Raw genomic sequence first — 17,707 nt, forward strand, 5'->3', positions numbered from 1 at the left:
GTTCGTCTATTTCCGTTTTATCACTATGAATCCAACATATTGCTCTTGCTTACCAGCGCTATCCCATACCAGGATGCTGTAGAAATAAGAGCCGTCTGTCACTTCCTTGCCTGAATTATTCAACCCTTTGAAGTTGTTGTCAGTATTGTTGTAGTTGGATGTCTTGTATACTGTGCCTCCCCATCTGTTGAAGATCACCACTTCATTACGTTCATACTTCTCGATGTTCTCAACGTACATCGCGTCGTTACCAACACCGTCTCCGTTGGGCGAGATGGCAGGATGCACGCGTATTTTGCCGCTGTTGTTATTTACCCAGCGCCCGTCTGTGATCCAGCCTTCTATTGTATCAGGTACGCCGTCGTTATCAGAATCATCATCGAGGTAGTTCGGAATGCCGTCGCCGTCCGCATCATCATCCAGCGGGTCGCTGTTGCCGTTGGTATCTTCCCTGCCGTCCTGGATACCGTCGCCATCTGAATCGCAGGTAGGACAGAAAGGATCATCATTCAGGATGATGCCCAGCACTGAATCAGGAGCCATGGTAATGGGCAGGTTCTGATTGGATGATACAACAGGTGGCAGCAGTTTGATGGCGAAAGTATCGTTCCTTTCAAAGGAGCTGTCGCCCAGGATCTCTATTGTCATCACGCCATTCAGCTGACCAGGCTCGATATCGATCGGTTTCCTGCTGCTGTCAAAGTCAACACCCGCTCTGGCCTTGCCGAGGAAGGTCACCTTGTTGCCAAGATCCGGGAAATCGTAAGGCAGCGATATGGGACGGGAACTGGCCCTGCTGAGCTGTACTTCCAGGGTCATGGTGTACTGTCCTTTGCGGTCGCCTTCGTTCACTGTATATACAGGATCTTTGAAGGAGACCTTCAGTGAGTCATCCTCTCCTACCACCACGTTCACATCGGAAGCGAGACCCGGCCAGTAAAGCGGATCTGCCGGATGTACGGGATCGGGAATTACCTGCAGGAATACAAATCCTTCATCGTCATTTGTCACGTTATCTATCGCAGCAATATTAAAGGTATATTCTGTAGTACCAGCAGGCAGGGTCACTGTAAGTGTATCACCGATGTTATTAACATTTCCTATGCTGGTGGTTATGCTCCTTGCCGGATCATACACCACTTTCAGCGCCACCGGTACATCTGCTTTATTGGCAGCAGACGATTTAAGCGTCATCTTAATGGTGTCTCCCTCCATAACGGCAGCCGGATCTGCGAAGACGCTCAGCTTCATGCTGTCATTATCAACGATCGGTACGGAAACGCTGGAATTGGCTGCCAGCGGCCAGGTAATACCTGTCATGGTGCTGCTCACATCTTTGACCTGGATATCTACCGTTTCTGTGTCTTCCACTAAAATATCATCAATAGGCGCCAGGTTCACAGACACACCGTTTTGCCCGGCAGGAATGGTGAGCGAACCAGATACCGGCGTATAGTCGGTACCGGGGGTAGCAGAACCGCTTATGTTATAGTTTACCTGCACATCCTTTAATACTGTCAGCGCAGGATCAGAAAAGCGTATACGGAAGGTACCAGCTGTTGAAGGCTCACCTGCATCCTTTATCTTTTCCACCATCATGGCGCGGCCGGAGGCGCTCATATCATCATCTGTTATAGTAAGGGTCAGCGTGGTGCTATTCACCGGGAAGCTCACTGTGGCGCTGCCTCTTGGCATACGCGCCTGCTGCAGGGTAAGGGTGACGGTTTCGTCTCCTTCGAGCGACTTATCATCTACTACTACCACCGGTACGGCAACGCTATTCGTACCGGCTTTGATCACGGCTGTTGTTCCCACTGTTTTCCAGTCGGCAGCGCCGGCTGTTCCGCCAATAGCCAGGCTAACATTAATATCTGCACCGGCGAGCAAGCCGCCCGGCAGGCTGATCGTAAATCCTCCATTCGTGGAAGGTTCTGCAGCATCTGCTGTTTTCACAGCGGTGATCTGCAGCGGCGCTTCCGGAATGGTAATATTGGCAGGCGCTACTACGGTATAGCCAGCGGTAACAGCGGTATTCAGTTTCAGGATTTCGGTGCCTTCTGCCAGGTTATCACTTACTATTTGTATGGTACGTGTTAACTGGTTGGTACCTGCAGGGATGGTCACTGAGGCGGGCAGACCGCTGAAGTCGGCCGCGGCGCCGGTGAAAGTGGCATCCGGGGTGATGGTCAGGGTAATGTTTGAAGCGGAAGTGATACCCGGTTTTACAAAGCCGATGATCACTCCTGAGCTGTTGCCTTCATGCAGTGTGGTAGAGTCAATGGCTACACGCAGCTGACGGTTAGCCGGATCTTTACCCGTAAGATCGTCTATCGTTACGCTGAGGCTGTCTGCAGTGATGCCGGCGAAACCGGTAACAGCTGCTTTCAGGCGCAGGAGCTCTGCTGCTTCTATTATATTATCATTGAGCGCGTTGATGGTAATATCCTTAAAGTTCTCGCCCGGGTTGATGGTGATAGTGGCGGGCAATCCGCTATAATCAGTGGTAGCGGCGGTAGAAGCACTGCCGGCTGTCACGGTTACATCAAAAGGTTTGTAAGGCGTAATACCTGCAGGCAGGGATACTCTTACTGTATAGGTATTACCTTCTACTACGGTAGTACCCGCAGAGAATGGTTGCGGCTGCAGAGTTATTTTCGGATTGCTGCCATCTTTGATCGTAAGCGACAGTGTATCACCTGTAAAGCCGACAGCACTGGCATTGATGATCAGGCTTTCATCTTCTTCCAGCAGGTTGTCTGTATTAGCACGTATTGCCGCCGGGAATTTAACGGAGCCGCTGCCAGCTTTAATGGTAACGGTAACAGGTAATGCGGTATGTTCTGTGTTTGTAGCTACAGATGCAGCATCTTTCGTAATAGTAACAGGAATATCATAGCTGGTGATCTTACCTGCGGGCAATGCGATTGTTATCATTGCGCCGGTGGGAGCACCTTCTGTAATAGAAGTAGTATCAGCGCTTATTGTCAGCGGCATACCCACTACGTAATCCTGGTCTTTTATGGTAACATTGGCGGGTTTGAATGTTACGCCCGGCAGGCCGGTGGATGTGGCGTTGATCACGAGCGTCTCATCCGGTTCCAGTAAGCCGTCTGCAGCAATGTGGATAGTAGCGGTAACAGATGCATTGCTGTTATTGAGCTGCGGCACAGGATCAAAGGTATAGTCCGCATTTACGGCGGTAGAACCGGCGCCTGTTTGCGGTGTAATATTAATAGGTACTTCCGTGGTGATACCGGGCGGCAGACTGAAGGTTACGTTATACGCAGTGTTTTCGTTCAGCGGGCCAGGTTGTGTAGCGATAGTGATCACTTTGTTAGCCGGATTCTTGCCGGTAACATCGAGGATGCTATCACCTGTTTGTGTAAAGGTCAGTCCGGGTATATCTGTAGTCGCGCCACTCAGTGTGAAGGCTTCTGTATTTTCAAGCACCTGGTCTAACTGCGCGGCGAGGTATTTACTCACCGTTACTTCACGCTGGCCTGTGGGAATAGTAATGGTGCTGGAAGCGAAGCCGAGGTCTGTAGCGCTGGCTGCAGAACTTGCATTCCGGGTGATGGTAACGGCAATGGGACGGCCAGCCAGCATATTCGGATTAATGAATCCTACTTTCATGGCCACGGAGTCGCCTTCGTTAATGCCGCCACCACCAACAATGCTCATCTGGAGCTTGCGGTTAGCAGGGATATTAATGGTGGAATCCCTGATGGTGATGGTGAACGGCGTGATGTTATAATCTAAGGAGCCGCCTGCGAGCACCAGGGTCTCATCACCTTCTACCAGGCTATCCAGCAGGGCGCTCAGCGTAAAGGTAGAGCTGTTGGTGCCTGCAGAGATCTTGAAGAAGGCTGCTTCAGGTAATGCGGTGTAATCAGCCGCTTCCGAAGTGCCGCCTGGTACAATGGCCAGCGGAATATCGTTGCTGGCATTGGTGCCTGGAGGCAATGCTACGGTAAAGATCACTGCAGCTCCTCCTTCAATGAAGTCTGGTGCGGAAGCAGTTATCTTCAGCGTATTGGCGTCATCGTCCAGTATTAATATATCATATGGAGCGAAATCGTAGCTACGCGGAACGTTGTCAGATACTACAGCTGTTACGTGCAGCTTTTCTGTGCCTTCAGAGAGGTTATCATCTATTACAGTAAACGGAATGGTAGTAAGGTTCCCGCTGGTGATCTGGAAGGCAATGCTATCCAGGGTATAATCTGCTACGGATGCGGTAGAAGCCGGATCATTCTGCAGCATACCCAGCTGGATCTTAATGGGTATCTCGGTGGTAACACCTGCGGGCAAGCTGAATTGCAGGCCGCCATTATATGGCTCGCCTACGGTTACACCGGGTACAGGGCGCATGCTGATCACACGGTTGGCGGGATCGTCATAGGTCTTATCTATTATATTAATCGCTGCGTTTACGGTTTTGTGTACGCCCATTACATCTGCATCTCCCTGCAGATCGAGCAATTCCTGGTACTCCAGCACTTTGTCTCCCACAGCCGTTATGGTAAATGTAGCGGAGTTGGTATTCTGTTTGATCACAACGGTTGACGGGAATGTTACGTCGCTGGTGCCAGTAGTAGAACTGGATTTGCGTGTAAGCGTAACCGTAATATCTGAAGCAGCCATCACACCTGCGGGCAGGCTGATGGTAGCATTGGCGGTCTGACCTTCGTCCAGACTGGCTGGTGCGGACAAGGTCAGGGAAACATCTTCATCATCCCGGATAGTGTAAACACAGAGGTTTGCAGTGCTATTTACGCTTAACAGGGTATTATAAACAGTATTGTCCAGTGTAAAGGTAACGCTACGGTTGCTCTGCAATACGCTGTTACCCAGTATCATAATGGCCGTATCAACATTGATATAGGTAGGGGTATACTTGTAGGTACCTGCAGGAATCAATATACCACGTTTACATTCGTAATCCACACCTGCCGTTGCGGGATTAGCGCCGGAGGGAGTAGCTTTCACAGGTACGTACAGCGGATAGGTCAGTACTATATTTTTTGAATTGATTTTGTTGTATACTTTCACTCTGAGGCCGGTGACGGCATGGCGGTCACTGCCTTCATCGGCGGTTACTGCAGCGCTTTCAAATTCCACGTTCAGCTGGCGGTCTGTAGCAGGAGCAATGGAGTCTATATTTGTAATACCGTCAAAATCTGTTACGGTATTGCCGTAGCCGGATAATATGCGAGCGGAATAAACCTTTGCTGTTTTGTCGGTTCTGGTGAGGCTGCCTCCATAAACGTTACCGAGCTCTGTATGCACGATCATACCATTCTGGGTTCCGTCGTAGTTAGTATTATATATGTCATTCAGCCAACAGCTTTCCGGTATGTTAATGATCATCCCGGCTGCATCGGTAGCCATGAAGGAGGAGAAGCCTTTTTTCATCCTTAACACGTGAGCGCGGTTAGGATTATATGACCCGCAGGCATCGTCACGGAATAAGCCTACCGTAGTGTAGGGCGCTGCATCGGGACCAATTCCTTTTGAGCACGCTGCATTACCCGCCCAATCGCCTGTAGTAACATCGAGAGCAGCGTATTCGGCAAGATATAGATGTCCGAGGGCCGTGAATTCGTCGTCCACAGCGGCGACGGTGTAATCCATTATAAAATAGGCCTGATCCTTCACGTAGGTGATATCACAGATCACCGTTATTTTTTCCGTTCCGCCATACACCGTTGATCTGTAGTTCAGTACATTACCTACGAGCTGAATGCGCCAGGGAGACATTACCGTTCCGTCTCCCCTTTTAGGCGAGATATAATCCCAGTTTACCTCATTAATTCTCCTTGTACTGTCTGTAGATCTACTGTTAATTCCTATGTACGTGCTAATGCCACGTGGGGCGTCTGTACCTTCATAGGTTTGGCTGTATCCGCCTTTGTAGACACGCTGGGAACCGTCTGCCAGTATTTCGATCTTCAACCCGGGATCGGCTGCGGTGCCGCCGGTTTCATTAATCGTTTCTATTACCTGGGCACTTACGCTACTGCCAGTGAATAACAAGAGTATCAGTACCAGGAATCTTTGCAACCGGGATACGGCTTTGCAAAAGACACCATGGCCTTTGCTTTGTACGGTATAGGAAAAAACTGACATAATTGTGCGTAAATTTCTATTTATGCATCTATATTTTAAGATCCAACAGATTAATTATACCGGGCGAATACGAGCGCCATACATCCTGTCTTTTGTTCACTTTGTTCCGGTCCTAGTTGCAGGTAGGCCTTATATACCAACACTTTGTGCCTTTGTAGAAGGTGTATAATGCCGATAGATAACGCCTCTGTCATATTATATAATACACGAATTTATATAAAATAAATATATTACCGTAATTAAATTTAATTTTTCCACACTATGTTAACAACCTGGTAACAACTGCCCCTTTATGGCACATACGCTACAGTCTTCATTTTATACAGATTATTTTTCGGATTGAATGTGGAAAACCCCCTAAGTATAGAACAAATCACTGCGGGAGACTGATAAAGTGGATTTTTCTACTGAGTATTGGCAGGTGATGTAAAATAAAGGTAGATTTGCGAAAAATAAGATAGTAACATGTCAACAATCGCTAAATCCAACATTGACTTTAGCCTTAAATATAAGGTGAAAGATATGTCTTTGGCCGAGTGGGGTCGAAAAGAAATAGAGCTGGCAGAAGCAGAAATGCCAGGCCTGATGTCCCTCAGGGAAGAATATGGAGCCAGCAAGCCGCTGAAAGGCGCCCGCATTGCCGGCTGTCTGCACATGACCATTCAGACCGCCGTACTGATCGAAACCCTGGTACACCTGGGTGCTGAAGTACGCTGGAGCTCCTGCAATATCTTCTCTACACAGGACCACGCTGCTGCTGCTATTGCTGCCGCTGGCATCCCCGTGTTTGCATGGAAAGGTATGAACGCCCAGGAATTTGACTGGTGTATTGAACAGACTCTTTTCTTTGGCAGCCCTGAGCGTCCGCTGAACATGATCCTGGATGACGGTGGCGACCTTACCAATATGGTACTGGACGTTTATACTGAACTGATACAGCATATCAAAGGATTGAGCGAAGAAACCACTACCGGTGTTCACCGTCTGTATGAGCGCATGCAGAAAGGTACACTGCCTTTACCTGCTATCAACATCAACGATTCTGTTACCAAATCCAAATTTGATAACAAGTATGGCTGCCGCGAATCCTGCGTAGATGCCATCCGTCGCGCCACTGATGTGATGATCGCCGGTAAGGTAGCTGTAGTAGCTGGTTTCGGTGATGTGGGCAAAGGTTCTGCTGAGTCACTGAGAGGTGCAGGCGCCCGTGTGATCGTGACTGAAATAGACCCGATCTGCGCATTACAGGCTGCTATGGAAGGTTATGAAGTGAAGAAGATGGCGGATGCTATCAAGGAAGCCGACATCGTGGTGACCACCACCGGCTGCCGCGACATCATCACCGGCGAGCACTTCAAACTGATGAAAGACAAGTGTATCGTATCCAACATCGGTCACTTCGATATCGAGATAGATGTTGCCTGGCTGAACAAAAACTACGGTCATACCAAAGTGGAGATCAAGCCCCAGGTAGATAAATATACCATCGACGGCAAGGATATCATCCTGCTGGCTGAAGGCCGCCTGGTGAACCTGGGTTGCGCTACCGGCCACCCTTCTTTCGTGATGAGCAACTCCTTCACCAACCAGGTACTGGCTCAGCTGGAACTGTGGACCAACAGCTCCAACTACGAGAACAAAGTATATGTACTGCCCAAACACCTGGATGAGAAGGTAGCCCGCCTGCACCTGAAAAAAATAGGTGTAGAACTGGATGTGCTTACCTCCGTACAATCAGAATACCTGGGTATTCCTGCAGGAGGTCCCTACAAGCCGGATTATTACCGTTACTAATATCAATTGGAAAGTTTGAGGTCTGAAGTTTGAAGTCTGAGGTTCGTTAGAGGTTGGAAGTTCGAGACAGTTCTCAGGTTGGGCACTTGTCACAGACATCTAACGTTTAACGAACTTCAAACCTCAAACTTCAGACCTCAAACTTTTTTATATTTGCTACATGACCAAGCTAAGTGTTAACATCAATAAGTTTGCTACCCTGCGTAATGCCCGCGGCGGCAATCTCCCGGATATATTAAAGGTAGCCCAGGATTGTGAGCGTTTCGGCGCAGAGGGTATTACCGTGCACCCCCGCCCTGACCAGCGGCATATACGCTACCAGGACGTTTGGGACCTTAAACCGCTTGTTACCACAGAGTTCAATATAGAGGGCTATCCTTCCAAAGAGTTTATGGACCTGGTGCTGGCCGTAAAACCCCACCAGGCTACCCTGGTACCAGACCCGCCGGACGCTATCACTTCCAATACCGGATGGGATACCAAACAACATCAGTCTTTCCTGAAAGACGTGATCGCCCAGCTGAAACAGGCAGGGATCCGTGTATCTATCTTCCTGAACGCTGAAGTGGATAAGGTGGAAGGAGCTAAAACGGCAGGAGCAGATCGTATCGAGCTTTACACTGGTCCCTACGCCGAAGAGTATACGAGAGCCCGTACACAGCCGCAGAACCTGCAGCTGTTCAACGATTATAAAAACACGGCCAGGGAGGCAGTAGCTATCGGGCTGGACCTGAACGCCGGGCACGACCTGAACCTGGATAACCTCCGCTTCTTCAAACTACACATTCCTCAACTGAAAGAAGTTTCCATTGGCCACGCCCTGGTATGCGATGCGCTTTACCTGGGACTGGAAAACACCATCCAGCAATATAAACGGCAGCTGATAGATTAAGCCGCTACGCTTTTACTAAGCGCTCATGCGCTTTTACCTAAGCTTGTATGCGCTTTTACCGTAGGTAGCACTAAGGTTACACTAAGCTTACACGAGGAATACACGAAGGCTGGACGAGGAGGAAACGAGGATAAGACGAGGATCTATCATTCTTTTACCAGCATTCCCCATTGCTGTAAAGGCAGGTTGATGCCCAGCTGGTTAAAAGCGGCTGCCCGCTGGTACCAGGCACGGGCATAACGCAGCTGCAGTTTACGGGTGATCACCCCTACCCCGGCGGAAAAACCGCTTAATCCCGCTTGTCCGGACCATGCTAATTCCTGCCTACGTAAATGGTTATAGGCCAGGGTCAGTTCTACATAGCGCCCTATCTCCCACTGGGCTGCCAGCACAAAATGCCGGAACAGCTTATCGAAGGTTTTACTGCCTGTACGCACGGTATCTCCGTCAGAGATCACATTGCCGTCTTCCAGGGAAGGATCAGCATAACGGACATCGAACTGGTAGAGGTGGTGTATGGTGGCCGATAACTGCAGGGGTAAATGTTGCAGGCGTTTGGAGATGCCCACCTGCAGATCAAAGGGCAGGGGCTCCCGGTTACCGGTAACATATGTACGCAACTGGGCGCCCATGTTACGGGCTGCCAGCCCTATCTGCAGCTGCCGGGCCGTATCCTGGTAGGCAATGCCGACATCGGCCGCAATACCGGTGGAGCTATAGGGCTGGTAACGGGAATGGATAAATTTCAGGGAAACGCCGTAGTACCATCTTTCAAGGTAGCGCCTGGAGGCGGTGAGCTGCCAGGCTATATCGCGGGGACTAAAGGAACCTTGTACATTACCGGCGGCATCTGTCTGGGCCATGCTGCCATAATTTACGTACTGCACGCTACCGGCGAAGGTAGTTTGCAGCTTTTCGGCATGATAGCCAAACATGACGTGACCGTAGCGAACATCTGCCACGTAGCTGGTATAATTAGCCTGCAGGTGCCCATGCATGGAAGGCCGGAGTAATGCGGGACTAACAGTGGCTAAAGAAATATCGTTTGTTTGCTGGCTTACGCTCATACCCCCAAGGGCGGTTAACTGGGGAGCGGCCGGCAGGTCCAGGAAAGGAAATACGCTTTTGCCTCCCAGCACCTGTGCTGTCAGGGATTGAATACATAGGATACAAGCGATGAGCAGGAAACAGCGTTTTGACATCGGGGCACAAAATACTAATAATATGCTAAACGCTGTGTGCGGAGTGCTGAACACCGCAGCGTTTTGCGTTAAGCTTTTGCGTTATGCGTTCTACAAGCATTCCTCGCAGATCTTTTTCGCAATTTCCCTGATGAGCCCATCAGCGATGATCTCTTCCTTGTACAATGCGCCTACGCACTCTCCTTCTGAAGAGACAAACAGCAGCTCATGGCCTACTACGTTGGCCTTGATGCGGCATTGCTTTGATTTGCGCTCTACCAAGATGTCCACATCATAGCGGTCGTTGTTGTACGGTACGCTTAGCAGTTTATGATTTCCCATGGCAAAAGAATTTATATACCCAATAAATACGCCCCAAAAAGCGTACCTGTGCAATAGCTTCCCCGGAAAAAACATAAAGCCACTCCAACGTTCTGAAGGAATGGCTTTATGAACCCTTAAAACAATCAACATGAAGTTCACTTCCAATTCAACACTGTTTAGAAGAGAACCGTATAATCAGTTGCCGTCAGGACTGACAGCAATTTTAACACTTACTTCTTTAATAACGCAATATCCAGCACTTGGTTCATTTCTTTTACAAAATGGAACTTAAGGCCTTTTATATAGTCAGGGTTGATATCTTTTATGTCTTTTTCGTTCTGCCAGCACAGGATCACTTCTTTGATACCGGCACGTTTGGCGGCAAGGATCTTTTCCTTGATGCCTCCTACCGGTAATACCTGTCCGCGGAGGGTGATCTCCCCTGTCATAGCCAGGTAGGATTTCACTTTACGGCCTGTAAAGGCGGAAGTTAGTGCGGTGAGCATGGTAACGCCTGCACTGGGACCATCTTTAGGTACTGCTCCCTCCGGTACGTGTACATGCACGTTCTTGTGGGAGAAGTATTTGGGATCGATCTTATAATCGGAGGCGTTTGCCTGTAGATAGCTAAGTGCGGTAGACACGGATTCCTTCATTACATTGCCCAGGTTACCGGTGAGCCGCAGCTCGCCTTTACCCTCGCTCAGGCTGGTTTCGATAAAGAGAATATCGCCGCCTACGTAGGTCCATGCCAGGCCGATGGCTACCCCAGCCGGGTTGCCGGCTTTGTACAATTCATTGGAATAACGCGATTTGCCCAGGATCTTCTCCACTAATTCCTCGCTGAGCGCATCGGGCACTTTGTTCTCCAGGGCCACGTCTTTTGCCAGTGAACGCATGATAGATGCCAGGAGCCTGTCCAGCTCGCGGACGCCGCTCTCCCGGGTATACTGCTGGATCATCTTTTCCATTACAGGGCCGCCGAATTTCATCTTCAGGTCTTTCAGGCCGTGGGCTTCCTTTTGTTTGGGAATGAGGTGCCTTTTGGCGATCTCCACCTTCTCCTCTACGGAGTAGCCGCTAAGGTCGATGATCTCCAGGCGGTCGCGGAGTGCGGGGCTGATGGCGTTGATATTATTAGCGGTAGCGATAAATAATACTTTACTGAGGTCGTATTCCAGCTCCAGGTAGTTATCGTAAAAGGTGCTGTTCTGTTCCGGGTCCAGCACTTCGAGCAGGGCGGAGCTGGGGTCTCCCCTGAAGTCGTTGCCGATCTTATCTATCTCGTCGAGGATCATCACCGGGTTGGAAGATTTCACCTTGCGGATAGACTGGAGGATGCGGCCGGGCATAGCCCCGATATATGTTTTGCGGTGACCCCGGATCTCGCTTTCATCGTGCAGGCCGCCCAGGCTCAGGCGCACATATTTGCGGCCGATAGCGTTGGCGATAGAGCGGCCCAGGGAGGTTTTGCCGATACCGGGAGGGCCTACAAAGCAAAGGATGGGCGATTTCATATCGCCTTTCAGCTTCAGTACGGCCAGGTATTCAAGGATACGCTCCTTGATCTTGTCCATACCGTAGTGGTCATTGTCAAGCACTTTCTGCGCCTTTTTCAGGTCGTAGCTGTCCTGCGTATAGTCTTGCCAGGGCAGATCGAGCATGAGGTCGAGGTGGTTGTACACCACGCTGTAGTCCGGTGTGCTGGGATGCATGCGCTCCAGCTTTTCAGCGCCTTTGCGGAACAGTTCTGCGGCGGCTTCAGGCCATTTCTTCAGTTCGGCTTTGCGCTGCATTTCCCGGATCTCGCGATCATTGGTATCGCCGCCCAGCTCCTCCTTGATGGATTTCAGCTGCTGCTGCAGGAAATATTCTCTTTGTTGTTTATCGAGATCGGCTTTGGTCTTGTTGGTGATCTTGTTCTTGAGCTCTGCCAGCTGCAGTTCTACCTGCAGGAGTTTCAGCAGCACTTCTGCGCGGGTCCTGAGGTTGTTGATCTCCAGCAGCTGCTGTTTGTCTTTCAGTTCGCTATTGAGGTTGGACGCTACAAAGTGCACCAGGAAGGAAGCATTCTCAATATTTTTCAGGATAACGCTGGCTTCGGATGGCAGGTTGGGCGAAAGCTGGATGATCTGCCCTGCCAGGTCTTTGATAGATGAGATATAGGCGTCAAATTCCTGGTCGGTCTCGGTTGCTTCGTCATGTAAAATGGTGATGCCCGCTTTAAAGTAAGGATCTTCGGTAGTGATCGCGTCTATTTTAAAGCGTTTGCGGCCTTGTATGATGATGGTAGTACCGCCGTCGGGCATTTTGATCAGCTTCACGATCCGGGCTACGGTACCTACGCCTGTAAGATCCGATATATGAGGGTCTTCTATGGTACTGTCTTTTTGCGCTACCACACCGATCAATTTGTCAGTCCGGTAAGCGTCGTTCACGGCTTTGATCGATTTATCCCTTCCTACAGTGATCGGCAGTACCACACCGGGGAACAGCACGGTGTTCCTTAAGGGCAGTATAGCCAGCTCCTGAGGTATTATTTCATCTTCCTGGCCGTCTCCATCTTCGTTTAAAGGGATAATAGGCATGAATTCCATCTCTTCTTCCGGATTCCCTAAATAAAATCTATTCATCGTGTTAGTTTAGCTCCATGAAGGTAGACATTTTGTCAGGATGACGGGTGTCTACCTGCTTTTTTAATAACGCTTATATAGTGTTCAAGTTTAATGCCAGACGGAAAAAGAAGGAGGAAGGGTTGGGGTTGTTGGGGGGTAAAAGGTTTGAGGTTTAAGGTTTGAGGTTTGAGGTTTAAGGTTTGAGGTCTGAGGTTTGAGGTTCGTTAAAGGTTGGAAGTGCAGATCATGTTATTTAGCATTATTAAGCGTCTGCGTGACAAGCAAGATGCTTTGTTATAAACCCGCAACTTTTAACGAACCTCAGACCTCAAACCTCAAACTTCAAACTAAGATTTAGAGCGTAACACCTACACCCAGCTGGATAGACTGATTTTTCCAGTTGCTGCTGTTGGCTACGTCGCCGGCGTTCTTCACATCTGTGAAACCGATGATGTAACGGGCGCTTACGTTGATGATGGGCAGTTGCAGCCAGAGACCGGCTACACCGGCTACATCGCCGCCTTTAAAGGCGTCTTTGGATCCCTGTAATGCGTTCTTGTCGCTCAACAGTGCGCTGAACTGCGGACCAACCTGCAGTTTCAGGCGGGGCGTACCCAGGTTGATGTTAGCGAGGATGGGAATGCTCAGGTAGTTGAGGCTGATCTTTTTGTTGTTGTTATCCGGATCATTCAGGTTATCGGTGTTATAGATCTCACTGAATTTGTCGGTTGTTTTTGTTTTGGTGGAAGAGAAGATCAACTCACCCTGTACGCCGAAGCCTTTCACGAGATTTACCTGTGCAAAGCCGCCCAGGTGGTAGCCCAGTTTAAAACCGTCCTGGTAACCAGTACCATCCAGTTTACCCAGGTTGGCGCCACCTTTGATACCAAATCTCAGTAATCTGTCCTGCGCATGAGCCGCGGAGAAAGCAGTCAGTCCCAGTACTGCCATTACAAAAAACAGTTTTTTCATCTTGTTGTTGTTTGATTTTAATTGCAGATTTTCAATTTTAATACACACGTGGCATCAGTGATCACACGTGTAGTTTGGATATGTTCTATACAGTCTTTCAATGGTGCATGGTACCTTATTGTTTAAACAATGCATCTACTTATTCAGACGGAATTCGTTTACCCATCCCCTATATACCTACGCTACTTTTCTCCGTTATGACATTTATAGCAAATTCTATGCTATACTTCTTATGAACTAAGAAAGAGCGCGCAATATAGTATAATAATATACTACATGAAATCAGAAACTGTAACTTGCCCTGGCAGTGAAGTAACTCATGAAGCTTTTGTCTTCGCCCTGTAAGGGTTTAAAGATGGTAAAGGAAGGTGAGAGCGTCAGTTTTCCTATGTTGTAGGAGATATTGAAGGTAAGATCAAGCGCCCGCGGCTCAAAACCGGTTTTGGCTTCGGATTCAGAGCTGGCAGCTTGTCCCAGCTGATCGAGGGGATTTGCTTTACTTTTCCTGATGTCGTCCTTTATTTTGGGAGAACGGGAAATGTACTGAAAGCCTTTCATATTGCTGTAGTAATGTGCAGTGCCGAGCGTAAAGCCAAGAGAAGGCGTGAACAGCAAGGCATCATCAAACTTCAGCACATCTAAAAAAATAAACGGATGGCGCAGGGCGAAGATCGCGTTGAAATCTCTCGCAGAAATCGTGTTCACGGTTTCACTGCTGCCATAAGTAGTACGGCGTTTGCGTCCTATCTGCCAGTAGTTCACTACGCGATCGGTTTGACGGCCCCATCCAAAATCCAGGCTGATACCCGGTTGCAGCCACCAGTTGCGGTAATAGAAATATACGAACAGCTCGTTCTTGATAGGCGTTGCCGGTACATCGCTGGAATCTGCAAAGAAGTAACGTGTATAGGAGATGCCGGTCAGAAAATTCCTGTTTTTCGTATAGTCATAGCTGGCAGACAGGTCCCATTCGAACCAGGGATGCTTTTCAGCATTGAGCAGGTAGTATCCGCTGAAGGAGGCGGAGAGACCGGATTTATGATAATAGGCCACCGAGGGAGAGAGAAAATTCTTCATTACAATGGGGCGTTCAAAGTCCGCTGTTTTGGCCCCATAGGCAGGATTGTTGCCGTAACCAATTCCAACAAGGACCTCACTTTTTTCGTTCTTTTGCAAAAGAGAGTCCAGCTGCCGTTGCAGCTCTTCCAAGGATGTTTGTCCCACCGCTATTTGGCTACAGCCTAATAAGCATGCCAGTACGACGCACCAGTGTTTCCACATTTGTGAAGTTATGGTATCTTTTACTAATATACCAAGTGCAAGATAGGATTATTTTTGAAGTTTGAGGTTTGAGGTCTGGGGTCTGGGGTCTGAGGTTTGAGGTTTGAGGTCTGAGGTTTGAGGTTTGAGGTTTGAGGTTTGTTAGAAGTTACAGGTTCAAAACAAGTGTTTTGCCTGTCACACAGCCTCTTATAAGGCAGATAATATGATCCGAACTTCCAACTTGTAACGAACCTCAAACCTCAAACTTCAAACCTCAAACTCTACACTAATTCTATTACCGTTATTTCAGGTAAAATGCCTACCCGGCCAGGATAACCAAGGAAACCGAAGCCGCGGTTCACGTACAGACGCTGGGCGCCCTGCTTATACAAACCTGCCCATTCTTTATAGAAGTACTGGGCGGGGCTCCATTTCACGCCGGGGATCTCTACGCCGAACTGCATACCGTGGGTATGGCCCGCCAGCATGAGGTCGATATCCGGGTATTCGGGCCTTACCTGGGCATCCCAGTGGGTGGGATCGTGGGAGAGCAATATTTTAAAGGGTGCATGGGCAGCGCCTTCGTAGGCTTTTTTCAGGTCGCCGTATTTGGGAAAGCGGCTCATGGCGCTCCAGTTCTCGATACCGAGGAGGGCGATCTGCTGGCCGCCGCGTTCCAGGAGCACGTGCTCGTTCATAAGCAGGCGCCAGCCCAGTTCACCGTGGATCTGTTTGAGGCGTTCCAGGTTCTCGGCCCGCTGCTTACTGAAGCCGCTGGCGTCTCTGTCGGGCCAGGGGTAATAATCGCCGTAGTCATGGTTCCCCAGTGTTGAAAAAACGCCCATGGGGGCTTTTACCTGGCTGAAGAGGTCCATATAATGATCCATTTCCGTGGCGCGATCGTTCACCAGGTCGCCGGTAAAGAGCACGATGTCTGCCTGCTGGGCATTCACCAGCTCCACTCCTTTCTGTACGGCAGCCTTATTATTGAAGCTTCCGGAGTGAATATCTGACAGCTGAACGATGCGCAGCCCTTTAAAAGCAGGCGGCAGGTTCTTGAAAGCCATCTTTATTTTATGCACCCGGTAATTGTATTTATTGGAGAAGCCATAGGTAAGGGTAGCGAAGAGGCTGCCCCCCATGAGGAGGCCCATTTTGGTCAGGAACTGCGAACGGGTAATGCCGCCGGGCGCCTCCGATGGCGGTGAAGCTTTAGATGAGCCGAATTGCTGGATGATCCACATGACGCCACGGCGCACATCATCCGCCAATAAAAATATCACCGTCAGCAGTTTGGCCATCACGAGGCCGATAAGGATGGCCAGCACATAAGACCGGACAATGGGCTTCCAGTCGTGCCAGTTGAGGTAAGGGAGCAATATGATCGTTGCAATGCAGGCGATGGATACCAGCCAGTAGCCTCCGTATACCAAAGTCCTGGTACGCGGGGCTGCAGCATTACTCATAATAGCCCGTATACCCATGAAAACATAAATATCCAGGCAAATGATCAATAGAATAAGTACAACCGAATTTATTCCTGAGCGCATGTTGAAAACAAAGTTATGTCAAATTGAGAGGACGATCGACCGGCCCTGATATTGTACCCTTCATCAAAAATTCTGCTAGGAATGGTGCGCTAATCCGCTCATCCACACAAACTACTCAAAATCAAATTATTAACATCGAATTACACTATTTTTTGTGAATAAATAAATATTCTCTTCCCGTTTATATTTGTCTAATCGTTGTATTTTTGTCACATTTGGTATCTTCAGCCGGATATATTATGAAATTTACTTATTACGGTCACTCATGTTTTGCGGTAGAGATCAAGGGCAAGCGGATCCTTTTCGATCCTTTTATCACCTATAATGAACTGGCCAAATCAGTGGATGTAAACAGTATCGTGGCAGATTACATTTTTGTTTCCCACGGGCATGACGATCATGTTGCGGACCTGGTGACGCTGGCCCGCCGTACGAAGGCCACGGTGGTAGGCAGCTATGAGCTGGTTACCTGGGCGGGGAAGCAGGGTATCGAAAAAACGCATCCCATGAACACGGGCGGCAAGTGGCAGTTTGAATTTGGTACGGTGAAGTGCGTGGTAGCCCACCACTCCAGCGGCATGCCGGACGGATCATATGGCGGTAACCCGCTGGGATTCATTTTTATTACCGAAGCAGGTAATTTCTATTATAGTGGTGATACGGCGCTCACCTTCGATATGGAGCTGGTGCCGCGTTTTGCCCAACTGGATTTTGCCGTGCTGCCTATCGGCGATAATTTCACGATGGGGATAGAGGACGCGATCATCGCGTCTGAGTTCATTGAATGTAAACGTATCATTGGTGTGCACTATGATACGTTTGGTTATATCAAGATCGATAAGGAAAAGGCCCAACAGGCTTTTGCGGATGCAGGACTGGAATTATTGCTGCCGGATATCAACAGCTCTATCGAGCTGTAAGCCATTAGCTGTTAGCCGTTAGCTATTAGCTAAAAAAAAGACACGACACACGGGGCTAAAAGCTAAA

Annotated in this window: 10 protein-coding genes; 3 read left to right on the plus strand and 7 right to left on the minus strand. The window is 49.2% G+C overall.

Features of this window, described 5'->3' with window-relative positions; genetic code table 11:
* Positions 1-6: 6 nt before the first annotated feature.
* Entirely contained in the window at positions 7-6,129 is a 6,123-nt protein-coding gene (locus ACR9Y8_RS09665) for a Calx-beta domain-containing protein (RefSeq protein ID WP_481213049.1), read from the minus strand.
* Between the two features lie 465 nt (positions 6,130-6,594).
* Between ACR9Y8_RS09665 and ahcY the strand changes: the two genes are divergently transcribed.
* Positions 6,595-7,923: an adenosylhomocysteinase gene (ahcY, locus tag ACR9Y8_RS09670; RefSeq protein WP_481213050.1), complete on the plus strand. Its 1,329-nt coding sequence runs from the start codon at positions 6,595-6,597 to the stop codon at positions 7,921-7,923.
* A gap of 160 nt (positions 7,924-8,083) precedes the next feature.
* Positions 8,084-8,815 carry a pyridoxine 5'-phosphate synthase gene (locus ACR9Y8_RS09675; RefSeq protein ID WP_481213051.1) on the plus strand — a complete coding sequence of 244 codons (732 nt, stop codon included), beginning with the start codon at positions 8,084-8,086 and terminating at the stop codon, positions 8,813-8,815.
* Between the two features lie 146 nt (positions 8,816-8,961).
* Here the strand turns inward: ACR9Y8_RS09675 and porQ are convergent, their stop codons facing one another.
* The 6 genes from porQ to ACR9Y8_RS09705 all read right to left on the minus strand — a co-directional run bounded on the left by porQ (position 8,962) and on the right by ACR9Y8_RS09705 (position 16,324).
* On the minus strand, positions 8,962-10,017 hold the full coding sequence (gene porQ, locus ACR9Y8_RS09680; RefSeq protein WP_481213052.1) for a type IX secretion system protein PorQ: 1,056 nt from the start codon (positions 10,015-10,017) through the stop codon (positions 8,962-8,964).
* 90 nt (positions 10,018-10,107) lie between these two features.
* Positions 10,108-10,338, minus strand: coding sequence for a hypothetical protein (locus ACR9Y8_RS09685; protein ID WP_481213053.1), 231 nt, complete (start codon positions 10,336-10,338; stop codon positions 10,108-10,110).
* A 212-nt stretch (positions 10,339-10,550) separates the two neighbouring features.
* A complete protein-coding gene (gene lon / locus ACR9Y8_RS09690; RefSeq protein WP_481213054.1) occupies positions 10,551-12,953 on the minus strand; it encodes an endopeptidase La in 2,403 nt (800 codons plus the stop codon).
* Between the two features lie 336 nt (positions 12,954-13,289).
* Positions 13,290-13,907: a porin family protein gene (locus ACR9Y8_RS09695; RefSeq protein WP_481213055.1), complete on the minus strand. Its 618-nt coding sequence runs from the start codon at positions 13,905-13,907 to the stop codon at positions 13,290-13,292.
* Positions 13,908-14,189: 282 nt separating this feature from the next.
* Entirely contained in the window at positions 14,190-15,131 is a 942-nt protein-coding gene (locus ACR9Y8_RS09700; RefSeq protein ID WP_481213056.1) for a hypothetical protein, read from the minus strand.
* A gap of 320 nt (positions 15,132-15,451) precedes the next feature.
* Positions 15,452-16,324 carry a metallophosphoesterase gene (locus ACR9Y8_RS09705; protein ID WP_481213057.1) on the minus strand — a complete coding sequence of 291 codons (873 nt, stop codon included), beginning with the start codon at positions 16,322-16,324 and terminating at the stop codon, positions 15,452-15,454.
* A 635-nt stretch (positions 16,325-16,959) separates the two neighbouring features.
* Between ACR9Y8_RS09705 and ACR9Y8_RS09710 the strand changes: the two genes are divergently transcribed.
* Positions 16,960-17,640: a metal-dependent hydrolase gene (locus tag ACR9Y8_RS09710; RefSeq protein WP_481213058.1), complete on the plus strand. Its 681-nt coding sequence runs from the start codon at positions 16,960-16,962 to the stop codon at positions 17,638-17,640.
* The last annotated feature ends 67 nt before the right edge of the window (positions 17,641-17,707 follow it).

Source organism: Chitinophaga sp. SVR4-12A (genome assembly GCF_056754765.1).

Excerpts from the sequence above, each read along its gene's own strand:
- ACR9Y8_RS09665 (WP_481213049.1), bottom strand. The coding sequence starts at position 6,129 with ATGTCAGTTTTTTCCTATACCGTACAAAGCAAAGGCCATGGTGTCTTT.
- ahcY (WP_481213050.1), top strand. The coding sequence starts at position 6,595 with ATGTCAACAATCGCTAAATCCAACATTGACTTTAGCCTTAAATATAAG.
- ACR9Y8_RS09675 (WP_481213051.1), top strand. The coding sequence starts at position 8,084 with ATGACCAAGCTAAGTGTTAACATCAATAAGTTTGCTACCCTGCGTAAT.
- porQ (WP_481213052.1), bottom strand. The coding sequence starts at position 10,017 with ATGTCAAAACGCTGTTTCCTGCTCATCGCTTGTATCCTATGTATTCAA.
- ACR9Y8_RS09685 (WP_481213053.1), bottom strand. The coding sequence starts at position 10,338 with ATGGGAAATCATAAACTGCTAAGCGTACCGTACAACAACGACCGCTAT.
- lon (WP_481213054.1), bottom strand. The coding sequence starts at position 12,953 with ATGAATAGATTTTATTTAGGGAATCCGGAAGAAGAGATGGAATTCATG.
- ACR9Y8_RS09695 (WP_481213055.1), bottom strand. The coding sequence starts at position 13,907 with ATGAAAAAACTGTTTTTTGTAATGGCAGTACTGGGACTGACTGCTTTC.
- ACR9Y8_RS09705 (WP_481213057.1), bottom strand. The coding sequence starts at position 16,324 with ATGGGCCTCCTCATGGGGGGCAGCCTCTTCGCTACCCTTACCTATGGC.
- ACR9Y8_RS09710 (WP_481213058.1), top strand. The coding sequence starts at position 16,960 with ATGAAATTTACTTATTACGGTCACTCATGTTTTGCGGTAGAGATCAAG.